The 16,078-nt window shown below is 65.9% G+C and carries 14 protein-coding genes; 9 read left to right on the top strand and 5 right to left on the bottom strand.

The genetic code is table 11. The features are described from left to right. Positions 1-22: 22 nt before the first annotated feature. The 3 genes from KHO27_RS11285 to KHO27_RS11275 all read right to left on the bottom strand — a co-directional run bounded on the left by KHO27_RS11285 (position 23) and on the right by KHO27_RS11275 (position 4,174). Complete coding sequence (locus KHO27_RS11285; RefSeq protein WP_110702325.1) at positions 23-1,144, bottom strand: aromatic ring-hydroxylating oxygenase subunit alpha; 1,122 nt, start codon at positions 1,142-1,144, stop codon at positions 23-25. Between the two features lie 105 nt (positions 1,145-1,249). After that, on the bottom strand, positions 1,250-2,848 hold the full coding sequence (locus KHO27_RS11280; protein WP_110702323.1) for a BCCT family transporter: 1,599 nt from the start codon (positions 2,846-2,848) through the stop codon (positions 1,250-1,252). Between the two features lie 234 nt (positions 2,849-3,082). After that, positions 3,083-4,174 (bottom strand): tartrate dehydrogenase, encoded by a 1,092-nt coding sequence (locus tag KHO27_RS11275; RefSeq protein ID WP_110702321.1) that lies wholly within the window; start codon positions 4,172-4,174, stop codon positions 3,083-3,085. Between the two features lie 95 nt (positions 4,175-4,269). Here KHO27_RS11275 and KHO27_RS11270 point away from each other — a divergent pair, with 95 nt between their 5' ends. The 7 genes from KHO27_RS11270 to hchA all read left to right on the top strand — a co-directional run bounded on the left by KHO27_RS11270 (position 4,270) and on the right by hchA (position 12,642). After that, entirely contained in the window at positions 4,270-5,181 is a 912-nt protein-coding gene (locus KHO27_RS11270; protein WP_046855980.1) for a LysR substrate-binding domain-containing protein, read from the top strand. A 163-nt stretch (positions 5,182-5,344) separates the two neighbouring features. After that, positions 5,345-8,176, top strand: a complete 2,832-nt coding sequence (locus KHO27_RS11265; RefSeq protein WP_111532272.1) for a xanthine dehydrogenase family protein molybdopterin-binding subunit — start codon at positions 5,345-5,347, stop codon at positions 8,174-8,176. Further along, complete coding sequence (locus KHO27_RS11260) at positions 8,169-8,708, top strand: (2Fe-2S)-binding protein (protein WP_102684029.1); 540 nt, start codon at positions 8,169-8,171, stop codon at positions 8,706-8,708. The genes KHO27_RS11265 and KHO27_RS11260 overlap by 8 nt, the downstream gene beginning before the upstream one ends. A gap of 2 nt (positions 8,709-8,710) precedes the next feature. Further along, on the top strand, positions 8,711-9,922 hold the full coding sequence (locus KHO27_RS11255; RefSeq protein ID WP_038705916.1) for a cytochrome c: 1,212 nt from the start codon (positions 8,711-8,713) through the stop codon (positions 9,920-9,922). A gap of 3 nt (positions 9,923-9,925) precedes the next feature. Continuing rightward, positions 9,926-10,897, top strand: a complete 972-nt coding sequence (locus tag KHO27_RS11250; RefSeq protein WP_110702315.1) for an XdhC family protein — start codon at positions 9,926-9,928, stop codon at positions 10,895-10,897. Next, positions 10,894-11,457 (top strand): nucleotidyltransferase family protein, encoded by a 564-nt coding sequence (locus KHO27_RS11245; protein ID WP_110702313.1) that lies wholly within the window; start codon positions 10,894-10,896, stop codon positions 11,455-11,457. The genes KHO27_RS11250 and KHO27_RS11245 overlap by 4 nt, the downstream gene beginning before the upstream one ends. A gap of 330 nt (positions 11,458-11,787) precedes the next feature. Continuing rightward, a complete protein-coding gene (gene hchA / locus KHO27_RS11240) occupies positions 11,788-12,642 on the top strand; it encodes a glyoxalase III HchA (protein ID WP_214501818.1) in 855 nt (284 codons plus the stop codon). 224 nt (positions 12,643-12,866) lie between these two features. On the opposite strand, the gene KHO27_RS11235 is transcribed toward hchA, so the two are convergent. Beyond that, positions 12,867-13,859 (bottom strand): NAD(P)H-quinone oxidoreductase, encoded by a 993-nt coding sequence (locus tag KHO27_RS11235; RefSeq protein WP_177182907.1) that lies wholly within the window; start codon positions 13,857-13,859, stop codon positions 12,867-12,869. A 175-nt stretch (positions 13,860-14,034) separates the two neighbouring features. Between KHO27_RS11235 and KHO27_RS11230 the strand changes: the two genes are divergently transcribed. Next, positions 14,035-14,919: a LysR family transcriptional regulator gene (locus tag KHO27_RS11230; RefSeq protein ID WP_214501817.1), complete on the top strand. Its 885-nt coding sequence runs from the start codon at positions 14,035-14,037 to the stop codon at positions 14,917-14,919. Between the two features lie 49 nt (positions 14,920-14,968). Here the strand turns inward: KHO27_RS11230 and KHO27_RS11225 are convergent, their stop codons facing one another. Then, positions 14,969-15,142: a DUF2986 domain-containing protein gene (locus KHO27_RS11225; protein ID WP_110702309.1), complete on the bottom strand. Its 174-nt coding sequence runs from the start codon at positions 15,140-15,142 to the stop codon at positions 14,969-14,971. A gap of 154 nt (positions 15,143-15,296) precedes the next feature. On the opposite strand from KHO27_RS11225, the gene KHO27_RS11220 reads away from it, so the two are divergent. Beyond that, positions 15,297-16,067, top strand: coding sequence for a ribonuclease T2 family protein (locus KHO27_RS11220; RefSeq protein ID WP_110702307.1), 771 nt, complete (start codon positions 15,297-15,299; stop codon positions 16,065-16,067). Positions 16,068-16,078 lie beyond the last annotated feature (11 nt).

Below are 16,078 nucleotides of genomic sequence, written 5' to 3'. Positions count from 1 at the left end.
GGGGCGGGGAGCTGGCGTGTATTCAGTCGTCCAGGTGGGCGACCGCGATCAGGTTGTGGAAGTGGGCGATGCCGTGCTCGCTGACGCCGCTGCGCTGGGCGTCGACCATGATTCGGCCCTGGCCACGGTAACCGCGGGACTTCAGGCCTTTCTGCACGCTCTCCACCAGCCGCAGGTCCTCGGGGCGGAACACCTCGCGGTACCAGTCGATCAGCTTGTGCTGCTCTTCGCTGAGCTCCTTGTTGAGGAAGTAGATGTCGTAGTGCTGCAGGGTGGTCTCGGCATCGACCGGGAACTCGTAGATCACGGTCATGAAGTTGGCCCCTGGCGGTACGTTGAACATGGTGCACGGCCAGGCCCAGAAGCCGGCGAAGGACGGGTCTTTCACCGACTCGTCGAAGGAGAATGACTGCTCCGACGGTTTGGCCAGGCCATATTGCAGGGTCCAGTTGCCGTGCAGGCTGTGGCTGTACTGGCCGACGTCCACCGAATCGGAGAAGCCAGGGTGGGCCGGGGCGCAGTGGTAGCACTCCAGGTAGTTGTCGACGATGGATTTCCAGTTGGCCGGAGTGTCGCTGACGAAGCGCGCGGCCAGGTGCAGGTCGTCGATCACCGCGCAGGCTTCGCGCATGCGCTTCTGCATGCCCGGCAGCTGGTCTTCGACAGAGCCTGCGTCGTTGTCCATGTTGATGAAGATGAAGCCGGCGTATTCCTCCACGCGCAGCTGCACCAGGGTGGAATTGTCCTTGTCGAAGTTGGCCACGTTCTCGCAGTTGCGCGCGTGGGCCAGCTCGCCGTCGAGCTTGAAGGTCCAGGCGTGGTACGGGCAGGTGATCACGTTCTTGGCCTTGCCGCTGCCTTCGAGCAGTTGGTGGCCACGGTGCGGGCAGACGTTGTAGAAGGCCCGCAGCACGTCGTCGCGGCCACGCACGACGATGATGCTCTCGCCGATCACCTGGCGGGTGATGTAGGCGTTCTTCTCGGCGACTTCGCTGCGGTGGCCGACGCAGATCCAGCTGCGGGCGAAGATCGCTTCCTTCTCGTGTTCGAAGACGGCGGCCTGGGTGTAGAACTTGGCCGGGAGGGTGAAGGCCTCCTCGGGGTTGGCGCAGAAGTCGGCGGGCAGGCGTTTGAAATCGTTCATGGCTCTATCTCGGTTCTTATTGGTTAACACGTATCTGATGGTTAACAATCTGGGCAAAAAAATTTGCCAGAACGGGGGCGGGCAAGCCCGCTCCCAGGTTGTATTTCAGTGCACTACGGCAGCGCTACGCGGCGCATGCGGCTGCGGTTCCTCACCCGCCAGGCGGGTGGCCTCTTCCTCGATGCGGTAGGCCGGCACCTGGCCGTAATCGGCCGCCAGCCACTTGAAGAACCCGTAGATCTTCACCAGCAGGATCAGCATGAACGGGATCGCGGTAAGCACCACGGCGGTCTTCATGGTCGACAGCGAGGCCTTGGCGAACAGCATGGCCAGTGGCACCAGGGTCAGCACCACGCACCAGAACAGGCGCAGGGTGGGGCTTGGGTCTTCACCTTCGCGCAGGTTGCGGGTGCTGGTGGCGGCCACGGCGTAGGCGGCGGCGTCCATGTGCGAGGCGCAGAACACCGCCATGATGAACAGGTACGCGGCGAGGAACAGCGTGCCCCAGGGCAGGGCCAGCAACAGGTCGGTCACCGCGGCTTCGCCGCCCAGCGTGCCGAGCAGCTTGGGTACGTCGATCTGACCGTTGATGAACTGGTGCATGCTGTAGCTTTCCAGCGCGCCGAAGAAGAACCAGCAACCGAAGCTGCCGCCCAGCAGCAGGGCGAACACCACTTCCTTGATCAGTCGGCCACGGGATACGCGGGCGACGAACATCGCCACGCCAGGGGCGTAGGACACCCACCACAGCCAGTAGAACACCGTCCAGTTGCGGGTGAAGGCGCCGTCGCCGGCCGGGTCGGTGAACAGGCTCATCTGCACGTAATGCTGCAGCATCAGGCCGATGGAATTGGCGGTGTTGTTCAGGGTGAACTGGGTCGGCCCGACCAGCAGGACGATGGCGGCGAATACCAGGGCGCCGATGCAGACCATCTTCGACAGGCGCTGCAGGCCGCCGTCGATACCGATGTACGAGCTCAGCGAGAACAGCAGCGCCACCGCGCCGATCACCAGCAACTGCACGGTGAAGGTGTTGGGGGTGCCGGCCAGGTCGGCAAGGCCGCGGGTCAGGGTCGAGGCGGTGAGCGCCAGCGACACGGTCAGCGCGCCCATCATGGTCAGCAGGAAGATCAGGTCGACGGCGCGGCCGACCGGGCCGGTGGCCTTGAAGCCGGTGACCGCCTCGATGATCGAGGCCAGGTTGAGGCCGCTCTTCTTGCGCACATGGAAGTGATAGGCCATGGCCAGCGAGGCCAAGGCGTAGATCGACCAGGCGCTGATGCCCCAGTGGAAGAACGAGTAGCTGACGCTGTATTCCAGGGCCTTGGCCGACATCGGCGCGATGTTCAGGCCTGGGGTCTGGTAGTAGTAGGCCCATTCCATCACGCCCCAGTACAGGGTCGAGGAACCCATGCCGGCGCAGATGAACATGAACACCCAGGTAGCGGTGGAATACTCGGGCTTGCCGGCACCCAGGCGGATGTTGCCGTATTTGCTGAAGGCCAGGTACAGCACAGCCAGGGAACTGCCGAACACCAGTACCTGGACGCTGGTGCCGAAGGTGCGGGTGGCCACTTCGAACAGCTGGTTGGCCAGGCTTTCGGCCTGGGCAGGGAAGGCGGCAAGGCCGATCACGGTGAGCAGCACGGCCAACAGGCTCACGGCGATCAGGAACACGTCGATCTTTTTGTTATTGGGGGACATCAATTGTCTCCTGGAGCATTTTTTTTGTAGTAGGCGTCAGGCGTTGGGAAGTCCGTATCGAGGTTCTGTGTTTCCTTTCTGTTAACTAATAGATAACAAGTATCTTTTGGTTGACAGATTCTGCATTGAATCGAAGTGGGTGGCAATAGGATCGTCGGACAATCCGGATGATTGGGCTGGGCTGGCGATATCGCGGGGCAAGTCGCATCGGCCCCGCGATGACCTGACGCCTAATCAGGCGCCGAGCAGCTCGGCAATGGCCTTGCCCACTTCCTGGGTCGAACGGCTACCGCCCATGTCGCGGGTGGTGTCGCCGTGGGCGATCACCGTCTCGATGGCCTTGAGGATGTCGTCGTGGGCCGCCTGGTAGCGGGCATCGTTGTTTTCCTGGCCGAGGAACTCGAGCATCAGCGCGCCGGACCAGATCATCGCGATCGGGTTGGCGATGTTCTTGCCGTAGATGTCCGGCGCCGAGCCATGCACCGGCTCGAACAGCGAGGGGAACTTGCGCTCGGGGTTGAGGTTGGCCGACGGCGCGATGCCGATGGTGCCGGCGCACGCCGGGCCGAGGTCGGAGAGGATGTCACCGAACAGGTTGGAGGCCACCACCACGTCGAAACGCTCAGGCTGCAGCACGAAACGGGCGCAGAGGATGTCGATGTGCTGCTTGTCCCAGCTGATCTCGGGGTAGTGGGCGGCCATGGCGGCGGTGCGCTCGTCCCAGTAGGGCATGCTCACGGCCATGCCGTTGGACTTGGTCGCCGAGGTCACGTGCTTGCGCTCGCGGGTCTGCGCCACGTCGAAGGCGTACTTGAGGATCCGGTCGACGCCGCGACGGGTGAACACCGACTCCTGCAGCACGAACTCGTTGTCGGTGCCTTCGAACATGCGCCCGCCCAGGGAGGAGTATTCGCCCTCGGTGTTCTCGCGGATCACCACGAAGTCGATGTCGCCGGGCTGCTTGTGCGCCAGCGGGCAGGGCACGCCGGGGAACAGGCGCACCGGGCGGATGTTCACGTACTGGTCGAAGTCGCGGCGGAACTTGAGCAGGGAGCCCCACAGCGAGATGTGGTCCGGGACCTTGTCGGGCCAGCCGACGGCGCCGAAGTACAGGGCGTCGAAGCCCTTGAGCTGGTCGAACCAGTCGTCGGGCATCATCTTGCCGTGGGCCAGGTAGTAATCGCAGCTGGCCCATTCGAAGAACTCGAACTGCAGGTCCAGGCCGTGCTTGCGGGCGGCGGCCTCGACCACGCGCAGGCCTTCGGGGAGGACTTCGTTGCCGATGCCGTCACCGGGGATGGCGGCAATCTTGAAGGTCTTGTTCATGGGGCGCATCTCGTGTCCAGGGAAGATGCAGACCATGCTATAAGGCTGTGCTTCGGAGATAATCCGGCAATCCATCAATTCTTGGTGCACGAAACGTGAATAATCTGCCGAACCTGGATGACCTCGACATCTTCCTGCAGGTGGCGCGCCGCGCCAGCTTCGCCGCAGTGGCGGACGAGCGCGGCATGTCGGCGGCATTCATCAGCAAGCGAATTCGCCTGCTGGAGGAAAGCCTCGGCGTGCGCCTGCTGCACCGCACCACCCGGCGGGTGACGGTGAGCGAGGAGGGCGAGCGCGTGTACCAGTGGGCGCAGCAGATCTTCGAGACCCTGCGGCGCATGGACGACGACCTCAACGCCGGCCAGCGCGAGCCGGCGGGGCAACTGCGCATCGCCAGCAGCCTGGGGCTGGGGCGGCGCTTCGTGGCGCCGGCGTTGTCGGAGCTGGCGGCGCGCTACCCTGGGCTGGACATCCGCCTGGATGTGCATGACCGCCTGGTGGACCTGATCGCCGAAGGGGTGGACCTGGACATCCGCGTTGGCAACGTCATCGCCCCGCACCTGATCGCCAAGCCCCTGGCACGCAACCGTCGGGTGCTGTGCGCCGCCCCTGGCTACCTGGCCGCGCATGGCACGCCACGGGTGCTGGCCGACCTGGCCAGCCATGATTGCCTGGTGATCAAGGAGCGCGACCACCCGTTCGGCCTCTGGCACCTGGAAGGCCCCCAGGGCGAGGAAAGCGTGCGCGTCACCGGCGGGCTTTCCAGCAACCACGGCGAGGTGGCGCACCAGTGGTGCCTGGACGGGCGAGGGATCCTGCTGCGCTCCTGGTGGGACGTGCATGACAGCATCGCCGATGGGCGCCTGGTGCAGGTGCTGCCCGAGTACCAGCAGGCGGCGGATATCTGGGCGGTGTATACCGCGCCGTTGGCAGGTTCGGCCAAGGTGCGGGTGGCGGTGGAGTTCTTCCGCCAGTACTTCGCCGAGCGCTATCGCTTGCCGGATTGACCCTTCGCGGCGCCCCGCGACAAGTTGTCTGCTTGACTTGCAGGGGCACCCTACGATCGTTAACTTGACTTCGTAGTCAGTTTTTGTGATCGTGCGCGCCCTTCCAGTTTCTCAAGCACCAGAAAAAGCATGGGCAACCCAAGAGCTGCCCAGAGGATCAACCATGTCCAACCGTGATATTTCCCGGCGTTCGTTCCTGCAAGGCGGGCTGATCGCCGGTGTCGGCGTGACCATGGCGCCGCTCGGCAGCCAGGCGTTCGCCGCCCTGATGGAGAGCAAGGTCACCACCTCGCCGCAGAAGTGGATGAACCACGACGGCAAGGCGCTTTCGCGAAACGACGCGCTGTCCAAGGTCTGCGGCAACAAGGTGTTCGCCCGCGACATCCGTGCCAAGGACATGCCTGGTTGGCCACAGCAGCAAGGCCACGCCATGCTGCTCAAGGCGACCAAGGCCGACCGTATCTATGCGGGCTACGACCTGTCGCTGCTGGGCGCCGAGCTGCAGCCGGACCGTGTCGTCAGCGCCGATGACCTGAAGAAGGACGGCATCGCCTGGCCCGAGGCCCACTCGCCAGATCCATTGCTGCCGCCCGGACAGGTACCGATGTTCATCGGCCACCCGGTGGCGATCCTGATCTGGAACGACTTCGAGCGCTTCCGCAAGGCCAAGCTCAAGCTGCAGTTCAACGACCAGGCGATCCGCTACGGTGCCCAGGCCCCGCTGTACCAGCGCGATCCTTACGGCAGCTTCCGTTTCGTGCGCGTGGCCGGCAAGACGCCGTTCGACGAGGACGAATACTCGAGCCTGAAGAACACCATGCTGTTCCCCACCATCCTGGCGCGCAAGCCGGTATGGACCGCCGAGCCCAAGCAGCACGGCACCCTCACCGAGCAGGGGATGTTCTACGCCCAGCGTATCGACGAGCAGCTCAAGCAGCCGCCGCAAGACTGGCTGCTGTTCGACGAGCGTTACAAGACCCCGTCGATCGAGCCCGCAGCCCTCGAGCCGGACAACGGCAACGGCTGGTTCGACCCGGCCACCGGCACCCTGCATTTCGTCGTCGCCACCCAGTGCCCGTTCGAAGTGGCGCAGGAATGCGTGCACATGATCAAGCCGTCGCGTTTCGGCCTGAAACACCTGAACATGCACCCGGGCTACACCGTCGGCTACGGCTCCAAGGACAACAACATCTTCGTGTTCTACGCCGCTGTCGCCGCCCTGTACGGCGCGGGCGTGCCGATCCGCCTGGCCAACGACCGCTACGAGCAGTTCCAGAGCGGCATCAAGCGTCACCCGTTCGACATCCGCTACCAGCTGGCCGTCGACAAGAAGGACATGAGCTTCAAGATCTTCCGCGCCGACATGACCGTCGACGGCGGCGGGCGCATCAACTACAGCCCGTCGGTGGCTTCGGTGGGCGCTACCGCCGCGCAGTCGATCTACTACATGCCGCAGAACGACCTGTCGGTCACCGCCTACCACTCGCGCGGCGTCGAGGCCGGCTCCATGCGCGGCTACGGCACCCTGCAGAGCATGGCCGCCACCGAGATGATGGTCGACGAGATCGCCGATCGCCTGGGCGTGGATGCCATCGAACTGCGCCGTAAGAACGCGCTCAAGTCGGGCATGAAGAACACCCAGGGCGCGGTGCCCGCCGGTGCCCTGCGCCTGCACGAGATCCTCGACAAGGCCGCGGAGCACGACTGGTGGAAGAACCGCCATGCGCGCAAGCAGGCCGAAGACGCCAAGGACCACGACAACTGGTACGGCGTGGGCTTCGCCATCACCCAGAAGGACTTCGGCACCGGCGCCGAAGCGCCGATGGCGGCGGTCGAGTTCACTGCAGATGGCCAGATTACTTTGCGCCATATCGGCACCGAGCTGGGCACCGGCATGTCGACCTCCCAGGCCCTGGTGGTCAGCGACTTCCTTGGCCGCGTCGCCGATCACGTGCAGACCGCCCAGACCGAATGGCCTGAGCTGCAACTGAGCACCAGCGGCAACCCCTACCTGATCAGCCAGGCCGAGCAGGACGCCGCGCTGCGCAACCCGCGCTGGGTCGCCAAGCTGGCTTCGCCGTCGTCGGCGACCAACTCGGCGTTCTACTTCAGCCACGCCACCCGCGAGGCGGCCCGGGTGCTGTTCAACCACGGCCTGTGGCCGGCGGCCATGGCCTTGTGGAGCCAGGGCCCGTTCGGCGGCCAGGCCAACCCGTTGGTGGTGCGCCGGGAGAACGCGGTGTGGGTCAACGGTGCGCTGACTGGCAACGGCCTGGAGCCGATCCCGTTCGCGGAGCTTGCGAAGAAGGCCCACGAGATGGGCCTGATCACCGGCGTCAGCGTGCATGGCTTCAACCGCTGGAGCTGGGCCGAGGCCGACTTCGTCATCGACGGCGTGCGCGAGCGCCTGCCGCTCGATGCCCTGGCGGTGAAGTACGGTGACGGTGCGCTGAACGCGAAGAAGGCGCAGATGAACAGCGCCGGCTTCCACCTGCTCGACCGGCAGAATGTCGAGTACCCGGCCACCCAGCTGAACAACGCCATGGTCACCTACTACAGCCCGGTGGCGACCATCGTCGAGGTCAAGGTGAACAAGGGCAGCGGCGAGGTCAGCGTGCTCAACCACCACAGCTGGGTCGAGTGTGGACGGGTGTTGGTGCCCGAGCTGGTCAAGGGCCAGCTCGAAGGCGGTATCGCCATGGGTATCGGCCATGCGCTGCTGGAAGAGATGCCGCTGTACGAGGGTGGCCCGGGTGAGGGCGACTGGAACTTCAACCGTTACCGCCTGCCGATGGCCCGGCATGTGGCGGTGTGGAAGCAGACGTCCGAGATCCTGCCGCCGCTGTCGCCGACCGACCCGTCCAAGGGCATCGCCGAGGTGGTGATGATCCCGGTGGTCGGCGCCATCGGCAACGCCGTGGCCCATGCCATTGGCAAGCGTGTCCGCGACCTGCCCATCACCCCCGCCCGCGTCAAGGAGGCCCTCAATGGCTGACCGCAAGCTGCAACTGACCCTCAACGGTCAACCTGTCGTCACCGAGGTGGTCCCCGATGACCTGGCGATGATCGACTACCTGCACGAATACCAGAACCTCACAGGCTCGCGCCTGGGCTGTGGGCAGGGCATCTGCCATGCCTGCGTGGTGATCGTCGACAACCCCGACGGCACCAGCGAGGAAGTGCGCACCTGCATCACCGGCGCGCACTATTTCGAGGGCAAGCAAGTGCGCACCATCGAAGGCCACGCCAAACGCGACGAAGCGGGCAACCCCACCGAGTTGAACCCGATCCAGCAGAAGTTCGTCGACCGCTTCGCCTTCCAGTGCAGCTACTGCGCCCCGGGCTTCGTCAACGCCGCCACGGTGCTGGTGGAGAAGGCCCAGCGCAAGCCGCTGAAAAAAAGCGAGCTGGAGCAGGCCATCGAAGCCAGCCTCGGCCATCATGTGTGCCGCTGCACCGGCTATGTGCGCTACTACGAGGCGACCCGCGACGTGCTGGGCGACCTCGGCCTGGTCAAGGAGGGTTGAGCATGACGCGAGTTCTGAGCAGCCTGGCCCTGGCCATTGGCGCGCTGGTCGCCTGCAACGTCCAGGCGGCCGACGAGGCATTGATCAAGCGCGGCGAATACCTCGCCCGCGCCGCCGACTGCATGGCCTGCCACACCGCCGAAGGCGGCGCGCCCTACGCCGGCGGTCTGCCGATCCATTCGCCGTTCGGCACCATCTACGGCACCAACATCACCCCGGACAAGCAGCACGGCATCGGCAACTACAGCAGTGACGAGTTCTTCGCCGCCCTCACCGAGGGCAAGCGCAAGGACGGCGCCAACCTCTATCCGGCCATGCCCTACACCTCGTACCACCTGATCAAGCGCGAGGATTCCGATGCGATCCACGCCTACCTGATGAGCGTGGCGCCAATCAACCGGCCGGCGCCGGAAACCAGCCTGAGCTTCCCGTTCAACGTGCGCACCGGCCTGATGGGCTGGAACCTGCTGTACGGCAAGAGCGTGCAACTGGAGGAGGGCAAGGGCAACAGCGAGGCGTGGAAGCGCGGCCAGTACATGGTCGAGGTGCTCGGCCATTGCGGCGAGTGCCACACCCCGCGCAATCCCATCGGCGCGCTGCAGCAGGACAAGCGCCTGACCGGCGGCCTGCTGCTGGGCTACCTGGCGCCGAGCCTGCTGGCCCAGGACCTGGCCGACCGCGGCTGGAACCAGGCCGACCTGGCAACCTTCCTCAAGCACGGTATCAGCGCCCAGGGCAGCATGTTCAACGAGATGTACCCGGTGGTGCACCACAGCACCCAGCACCTCGAAGACAGCGACCTGTCGGCCATGGCCACCTACCTGCTCGGCGACCAGCCGCCGGCGGCCAAGGTGGTGCAGGCGGTGGCCCACGAAACCCTGGGCGAGAGCGCCAAGCGTGGCCGCCAGCAGTACCTCAATGTCTGCGCCGGCTGCCACGGCGGCGATGGCGAGGGCAAGCCGCACATTGCCGTGGCCATGCAGGGCAACACCGTGCTGCGCCAGGCCGACTCGCGCAACCTGGTCAAGGCCATCGTCGACGGCATCCGCGAACAGCAGTTCACCGGCTTCGAGCGCATGCAGCCGATGCCGGGCTTTGCCGACAAGCTCGACGACCAGCAGCTGACCGACATGGTCAACTACCTGCGCGAAGCCTGGGGCGGCCTGCCGGGCGACCTGACCACCCAGCAGCTGGCCCAGCTGAAGGCGGATTGAGCCGTGCAGCATCTCGACCTGCAGGTGGTGCGCCAGGCGGCGCAATGGTCGCGCGACGGCCTGCGCGTGTGGCTGTGCAGTGTGCTGTGCACCTATGGCTCGGCGCCGCGCGCGCCGGGTTCGCTGCTGGCGGTGAGCGAGGGTGGGCACTGGGTGGGATCGCTGTCGGGTGGCTGTGTCGAGGATGACTTCCTCGAGCGGGTGTCCGCTGGCGAGTTCGCCTCGGCAGTTGCCGTGGTGCGCTATGGCGACGGCAGCGACACCCGCGGCAACATCCGCCTGCCGTGCGGCGGCATTCTCGACGTGCTGGTGGAGAACCTGCCCGGCGACTGCGCCACCCAGGCGCATCTTGCCGAGCTGGAGAGCGCCTTGCTCGGGCGTCGGCGGCTGTTGCGCGAGGTCGACCTGCGCAGCGGTGAACGGAGGCTGAGCGATGACCTCGGCCAGGGGCCACGGGTGGAGCGTGGCGAGCATTGCGTGCGCCTGCGCATCGGCGCCGCCCAGCGCCTGTTGCTGGCGGGGTATTCGAGCGTCGCGCATTTCTGCGCCGAATTCGGCAAGGGCCTGGGCTTCGAGGTGGTGCTGTGCGACCCTCGCGACGAGGTGATGGACAACGTGGCGCTGGACGGGATAGAAATCCGTCGGGAACTGCCCTCGCTGTTCATCGCCAACGGCGGCTGCCATCGCGACACCGCGGTGGTGGCGCTCACCCACGACCCCAAGATCGATGACCTGGCCATGCTCGAAGCGGTGCGTACCGAAGCGTTCTACATCGGTGTGATGGGCTCACAGGCCACGTCGGCCAAGCGTCGTGAGCGCCTGCGCCGCATCGGCGAGCTCGGTGATGCCGATATGGCGCGCATCCATGCGCCGATTGGCCTGAACCTGGGCAGCAAGACGCCGGCGGAGATCGCCCTGGCGGTGCTCGCCGATATCCTGCGGACCCGCAGCGGTATCGCCCGCGAGGCCTTGTGAAGGTCGTCGCCCTGGTGCTGGCGGCCGGGCAGGGCGCGCGCTTCGGCGCGGACAAGCGCCGGGCCTTGATGGCCGATGGGCGCAGCTTGTTGCAGCACAGCGTGGAGCGCGCCCTGGCGGCGTTCGACGAGGTGCGCGTGGTGCTGCGCGCTGGCGAGCGGGCCGAGGACCTTGGGTTGCCGCCGGCCTGCCGGGTCGTCCACAGCCCCGAGGCAGGTCTGGGCATGGGTCATAGCCTGGCGGCTGGCGCGGCGTCGCTGGGTGACAGCGAGGCGCAGGCGGTGGCGATCCTGCTCGGGGACATGCCATGGATCGGGGCGGCGACCTTCCGTCGTCTGCTCGCCTCGGCGGCGCCCTCGGTCATCGTGCTGCCGCGTCATCAGGGGCAGAACGGCCACCCGGTGGTGTTCGGCCGGGATTACTGGGCCGAGCTGACGCTGTTGGCTGGTGATGAAGGGGCGCGCTCGGTGCTGCGGCGGCATGCCGATCGCGTTGTCGTGTTGGAACTGGACGATGGCGGGATAGTGCGCGACGTCGATACGCCTGCCGCGCTCGACTAGACTGCTCTGGGTCCATTGGTGGCCCCGCTTCGAACACAACGTGATGCACTGGTTTGGCACGGATAGCGTGGGAGCGGGCTGGCCCCGCGATCACCGGCGCAGCCGGTGCCATACACCGCATCGCGGGGCAAGCCCGCTCCCACGCTGATGATGCTTGCAACCTCATTCTCTGCTCTGCAGCCCCGGAGGACCGGGTGATGTGCTGTAGGGACCGCGAGGGCCGTTGTACCGATGCCACGGGTAGCCATTGAGGGAAAACCCTCATTGCCGCTCATCCGGCGGCCTCCTAGCATGGATCCGGTTACCTACCCCAGGCACAGGAGCACAACCATGACCAGCCCCAACGACGACAAACGCCCAACCCCCGACCCGGCCGAGGACAACGCCTTCTTCCCTTCGCCGTATTCCCTCAGCCAGTTCACCTCGCGCAAGTCCGACCTCAGCGGCGCCGACTATCCCGACGCCTACCGTGGCGGACGCTGGAAGGTCCTGCTGATCGGCTCCGACGAGCGCTACCTGCTCACCGACAACGGCACGCTGTTCTCCACCGGCAACCACCCGGTGGAAACGCTGCTGCCGATGTACCACCTGGACAAGGCCGGTTTTACCTTCGACGTCGCGACCTTGTCGGGCAACCCGGTCAAGTTCGAGTACTGGGCCATGCCCGGCGAGGACACCGAGGTGCTGGGCCTGTTCGATCGGTACAAGCCAGCGTTCAAGCAGCCGCGCAAGCTCGCCGATGTGCTGGAACAGGCCCTGGGTGAGGACTCGGACTATATCGGGGTGTTCATCCCGGGCGGCCACGGCGCGCTGATCGGCCTGCCGGAAAGCGAGGAGGTCGGGCGAGTGCTGAAATGGGCGGCGGACCACGACAAGTTCGTCATCACCCTGTGCCACGGCCCGGCGGCGCTGCTGGCCGGCGGCAAGCTCTACGACGGCTACAGGATCTGCGCCTTCCCTGACGATCTGGATGCCAAGACCCCGGACATCGGCTACATGCCCGGCCACCTGACCTGGAAGTTCGGCGAACGCCTGCAGGCCCAGGGCGTCGAGATCATCAACGAGGGTATCTCTGGTGCCGTCCATCAGGACCGCAAGCTGCTCACCGGCGACAGTCCGTTGGCCGGCAATGCCCTGGGCAAGCTGGCCGCCTCGGCGTTGCTCAAGGCAGTCAACGGCGGATGAGGGACCTGCCGTTCGATCAGGTGGTGCAGGCCGTCCAGCGGATCGCGCAGGCCACCGACCTGGCGGATATCCAGTCGGCCGTACGCAATGTCGCCCGGCCGCTGGGCTATGACCGCTTCGTGCTGTTCAGCGCCAGCGCTGCGCGGGACGAGGTGGTCGAGCGTATCCATTGGATGGAAGGGGACTGGTTCGGCGATGGCCAGGCGGTCGACGCCCAGACTGACTCAGCCCTTGTGCGCGACGTTCAGCACCACCTTGCCGATATGCCGGCCCGACTCCATCAATTCATGGGCCTGGCTGGCCGCTGCCAGCGGGAAGGTGGCATGGATCAGCGGCTTGACCGCGCCGCTGCGTACATGGGGCCAGGCCTTGGCCTGCAGCTCGCCGAGGATCGCCGCCTTGTCGTCGGCGCTGCGCGCGCGCAGGGTCGAGCCGATATGGGTCAGGCGCTTGGTCAGCAGCGGGAACAGGTCGACCTCGGTGGCCGGGCCCTTGACCACGCCGATCTGCACGATGCGCCCGTCCATGGCGGCGGCCCTGAAGTTCCGCGCCACGTAGTCGCCGGCAATGATGTCGACGATCACATCCACGCCCTTGCCGTCGGTGTGCGCCATGACTTGCTCGACGAAGTCCTCGCGGGTGTAGTCGATGGCCACGTCGGCGCCCAGTTCCAGGCTTGCGGCCTGTTGCCCGGCGCCATTGACCGTGGTGAAGATCTTCGCCGCGCCGAAGGCCCGGGCCAACTGCGTCGCGGTCGTGCCGATGCCCGACGCGCCACCATGGATCAGCACGCTCTCACCGGCCTTGAAGCCGCCGCGCTGGAACAGGTTGACCCACACGGTCATGAAGGTTTCCGGCAGCGCCGCGCCCTCGACCATCGACAGGTTTTCCGGCAGGTGCGCGGTGGTGCGTTCGTCGGCCACGGCGTACTCGGCATAACCACCGCCCTGGACCAGGGCGATCACGGCATCGCCGAGGGCAAAGTGACGGACCTGCTCGCCGATGGCCACCACCTTGCCGGCGATCTCCAGGCCTGGGATGGCCGGCGCGCCGGCGGGTGGATCGTACAGGCCCTTGCGCTGCAGCAGGTCGGGGCCGTTGACGCCGGCGGCATGCACCTGCACCAGCACCTCGCGCGGGCCTGGCTGGGGCGTGGCATGGCTGGCGACCTGCAGGACCTCGGGGCCGCCTGGCCGGGTGATGTCGATGGCGCTCATTTGGCTGGGGATGATGTGACGCATGAAGACCTCTGTCATTCTGAAGAAAGGCCGTGCCGGCCCGTTGCGTCACAGGGTATGCAACCCGGGCTGCCCGGTCGCGCGGCGATTTTGCGACGCACCTTTGCAGATTTTCTTCAGCCGGCAGTGACTGCGCTGAATCAGGAGTGGACCAATGAACTGGGATGATGCCCGCATGCTGCTGGCCTTGAGCCGCGAACAGACCCTGCGCCGCGCCGCCCGGGTGCTGCGGGTCGACCAGGCCACGGTGGGCCGGCGGGTGGCGGCACTGGAGGCGGATCTGGGCTCGACCCTGTTCCTGCGCACGCCGGCCGGCTACCAGTTGACCGCCATCGGTGAAGTGGCCGTGGAAATGGCGCAGAAGATGGAACAGGCGGCCCTGGAACTGGCTCGCCGAACCCGAGGCGCGGACAACGAGGAGGCCGGCGAGGTGCGCATCGCCACCACCGACTCCCTGGCCCTGGAGTTCGTCATCCCGGCACTGCGGCAGCTGCACGAGACCCATCCCGAGGTGCGCGCGGTGCTCAGCGGCAGCTCGGAGATCGTCAACCTGTCGCAACGCGAAACCGACATCGCCATCCGCAACCAGCGCCCGGACAGCCCCGACCTAGTGCTGCGCAAGCTGGCCAGCTGGCAGATGGGCCTGTTCGCCTCGGCGGATTACCTGGTGCGGCGGGGCGTGCCGGAGGAGGGCAGCTTTGCCGGCCACGACCTGGTGGTGTACGAGCCGTATTGGCGCGACCGCGCCGAACCGACCCTGGTGGACGTGCCCATGGGCGAAGGGCGGGTGGTGATGGCGGCCAACGCCAGCATGATGCTGCGCCGCGGCATCGCCGAAGGCCTGGGCCTGGGGGAGATCCCGGTGGAGCTGGGGCAGCGTGACGGCTTGCGGCGGGTCTGGCCGCAGCGTACGCGCAGCCAGCCCTACGAGGTGTGGATGGTCACCCACCAGGACTTGCGCCACACGGCGCGGGTGCGCGCGGTGATCGACCAGTTGGTGCGGGCGTTTGCCGGGCCAAGCACCATAATGCCCCTGTAAGCGGGTTTGCCTCGCGACGCCGCAGTTTCTGTGAGCGGCCTGCCGTCAATCAGGATTGCGCGGGCACGCCACCCTCTGCCACGGCCTGCTGGTCGGCCTCGGCCGCCAGTTTCAACCGGTCGGCCTTGGAGATGTAGGGGTTCCTGTTTTTCGGCGCCAACTTGGCACTGGCCTTCTTGGCGTGGGCTTTCAACAGCTGGTTGATCTTTTTACGACGGTTCATGTTATTCCACTTCATTGACGCTGGGTGCTGCCTCAGGGGTGAACGATACAGCAAACCGCCCCTGACGAATCGTCATATTCGCGCTACACCATCACATGACGGGTTTAACCGAGCGACAGGCACGGAGCCTGTCGAACCCGACAAGGAGGTCATCATGCAATGGACGCCACAATCTGCAACCTGCCTGAAAGCGCTGCTCTTTGGCTGCCTGGCAGCCGCCGCCTCGTCCACCTTCGCCGAGCAAATCTGCGCGTTGCCCGACAAGGTCGAGCCTGCGCCGGCCCGCCCCGTGGATTACGTCAACAAGGACCTGCCCACCGATTACCTGGCCCTGGTGCTGTCCTGGTCGCCGGAGCATTGTGAAGCCCAGCGCAACAAGCCCAAGGCGCAACGCGAAAAGCATGCCTTCCAGTGCTTCTCGGGCAATCGTTTCGAATGGGTGGTGCACGGCCTGTGGCCGCAGAATGGCTACGCCAGGTCCAACCAGGACCATCCGCGCAACTGCCAGACTGTCGGTTCGCTGCCGGCGCCCTTGGTCAGGCAGCACCTGTGCATGATGCCCGGGCCGGACCTGATGCAGAACGAATGGCAAGCCCACGGTACCTGCGGCTGGTCATCGCCGGAGCGCTACTTTGCCGATATACAGCGGGTCTACGACTCGCTGCAGCGGCCCTCCCTGCAGGAAATGCTCGGCAGCGAAGCAGGTCCCAACCAATTGGTGGACGCCAAGGTGAGCGACATCAAGCAGGCGTTCCTGGCCCATAACCCGGCGCTGCCTGTGCAGAGCCTGCGGGTATCGGTGGGTTCGGGCAACCGCCTGAAAGAGCTCTGGGTCTGCCTGGACAAACAGCTCGGCCCAATGCCGTGCCCGGCCGGCGGGACCCCCGACAACCAGCAGATCAAGGTCCGCACACCCTACCAGTAACCTTCCTGCAA

This window comes from Pseudomonas sp. RC3H12 (assembly GCF_018596375.1).
GTDB lineage: Bacteria > Pseudomonadota > Gammaproteobacteria > Pseudomonadales > Pseudomonadaceae > Aquipseudomonas.
Note: the sequence above shows the minus strand (reverse complement) of the source record. Positions and strands in the feature narration are given on the sequence as shown.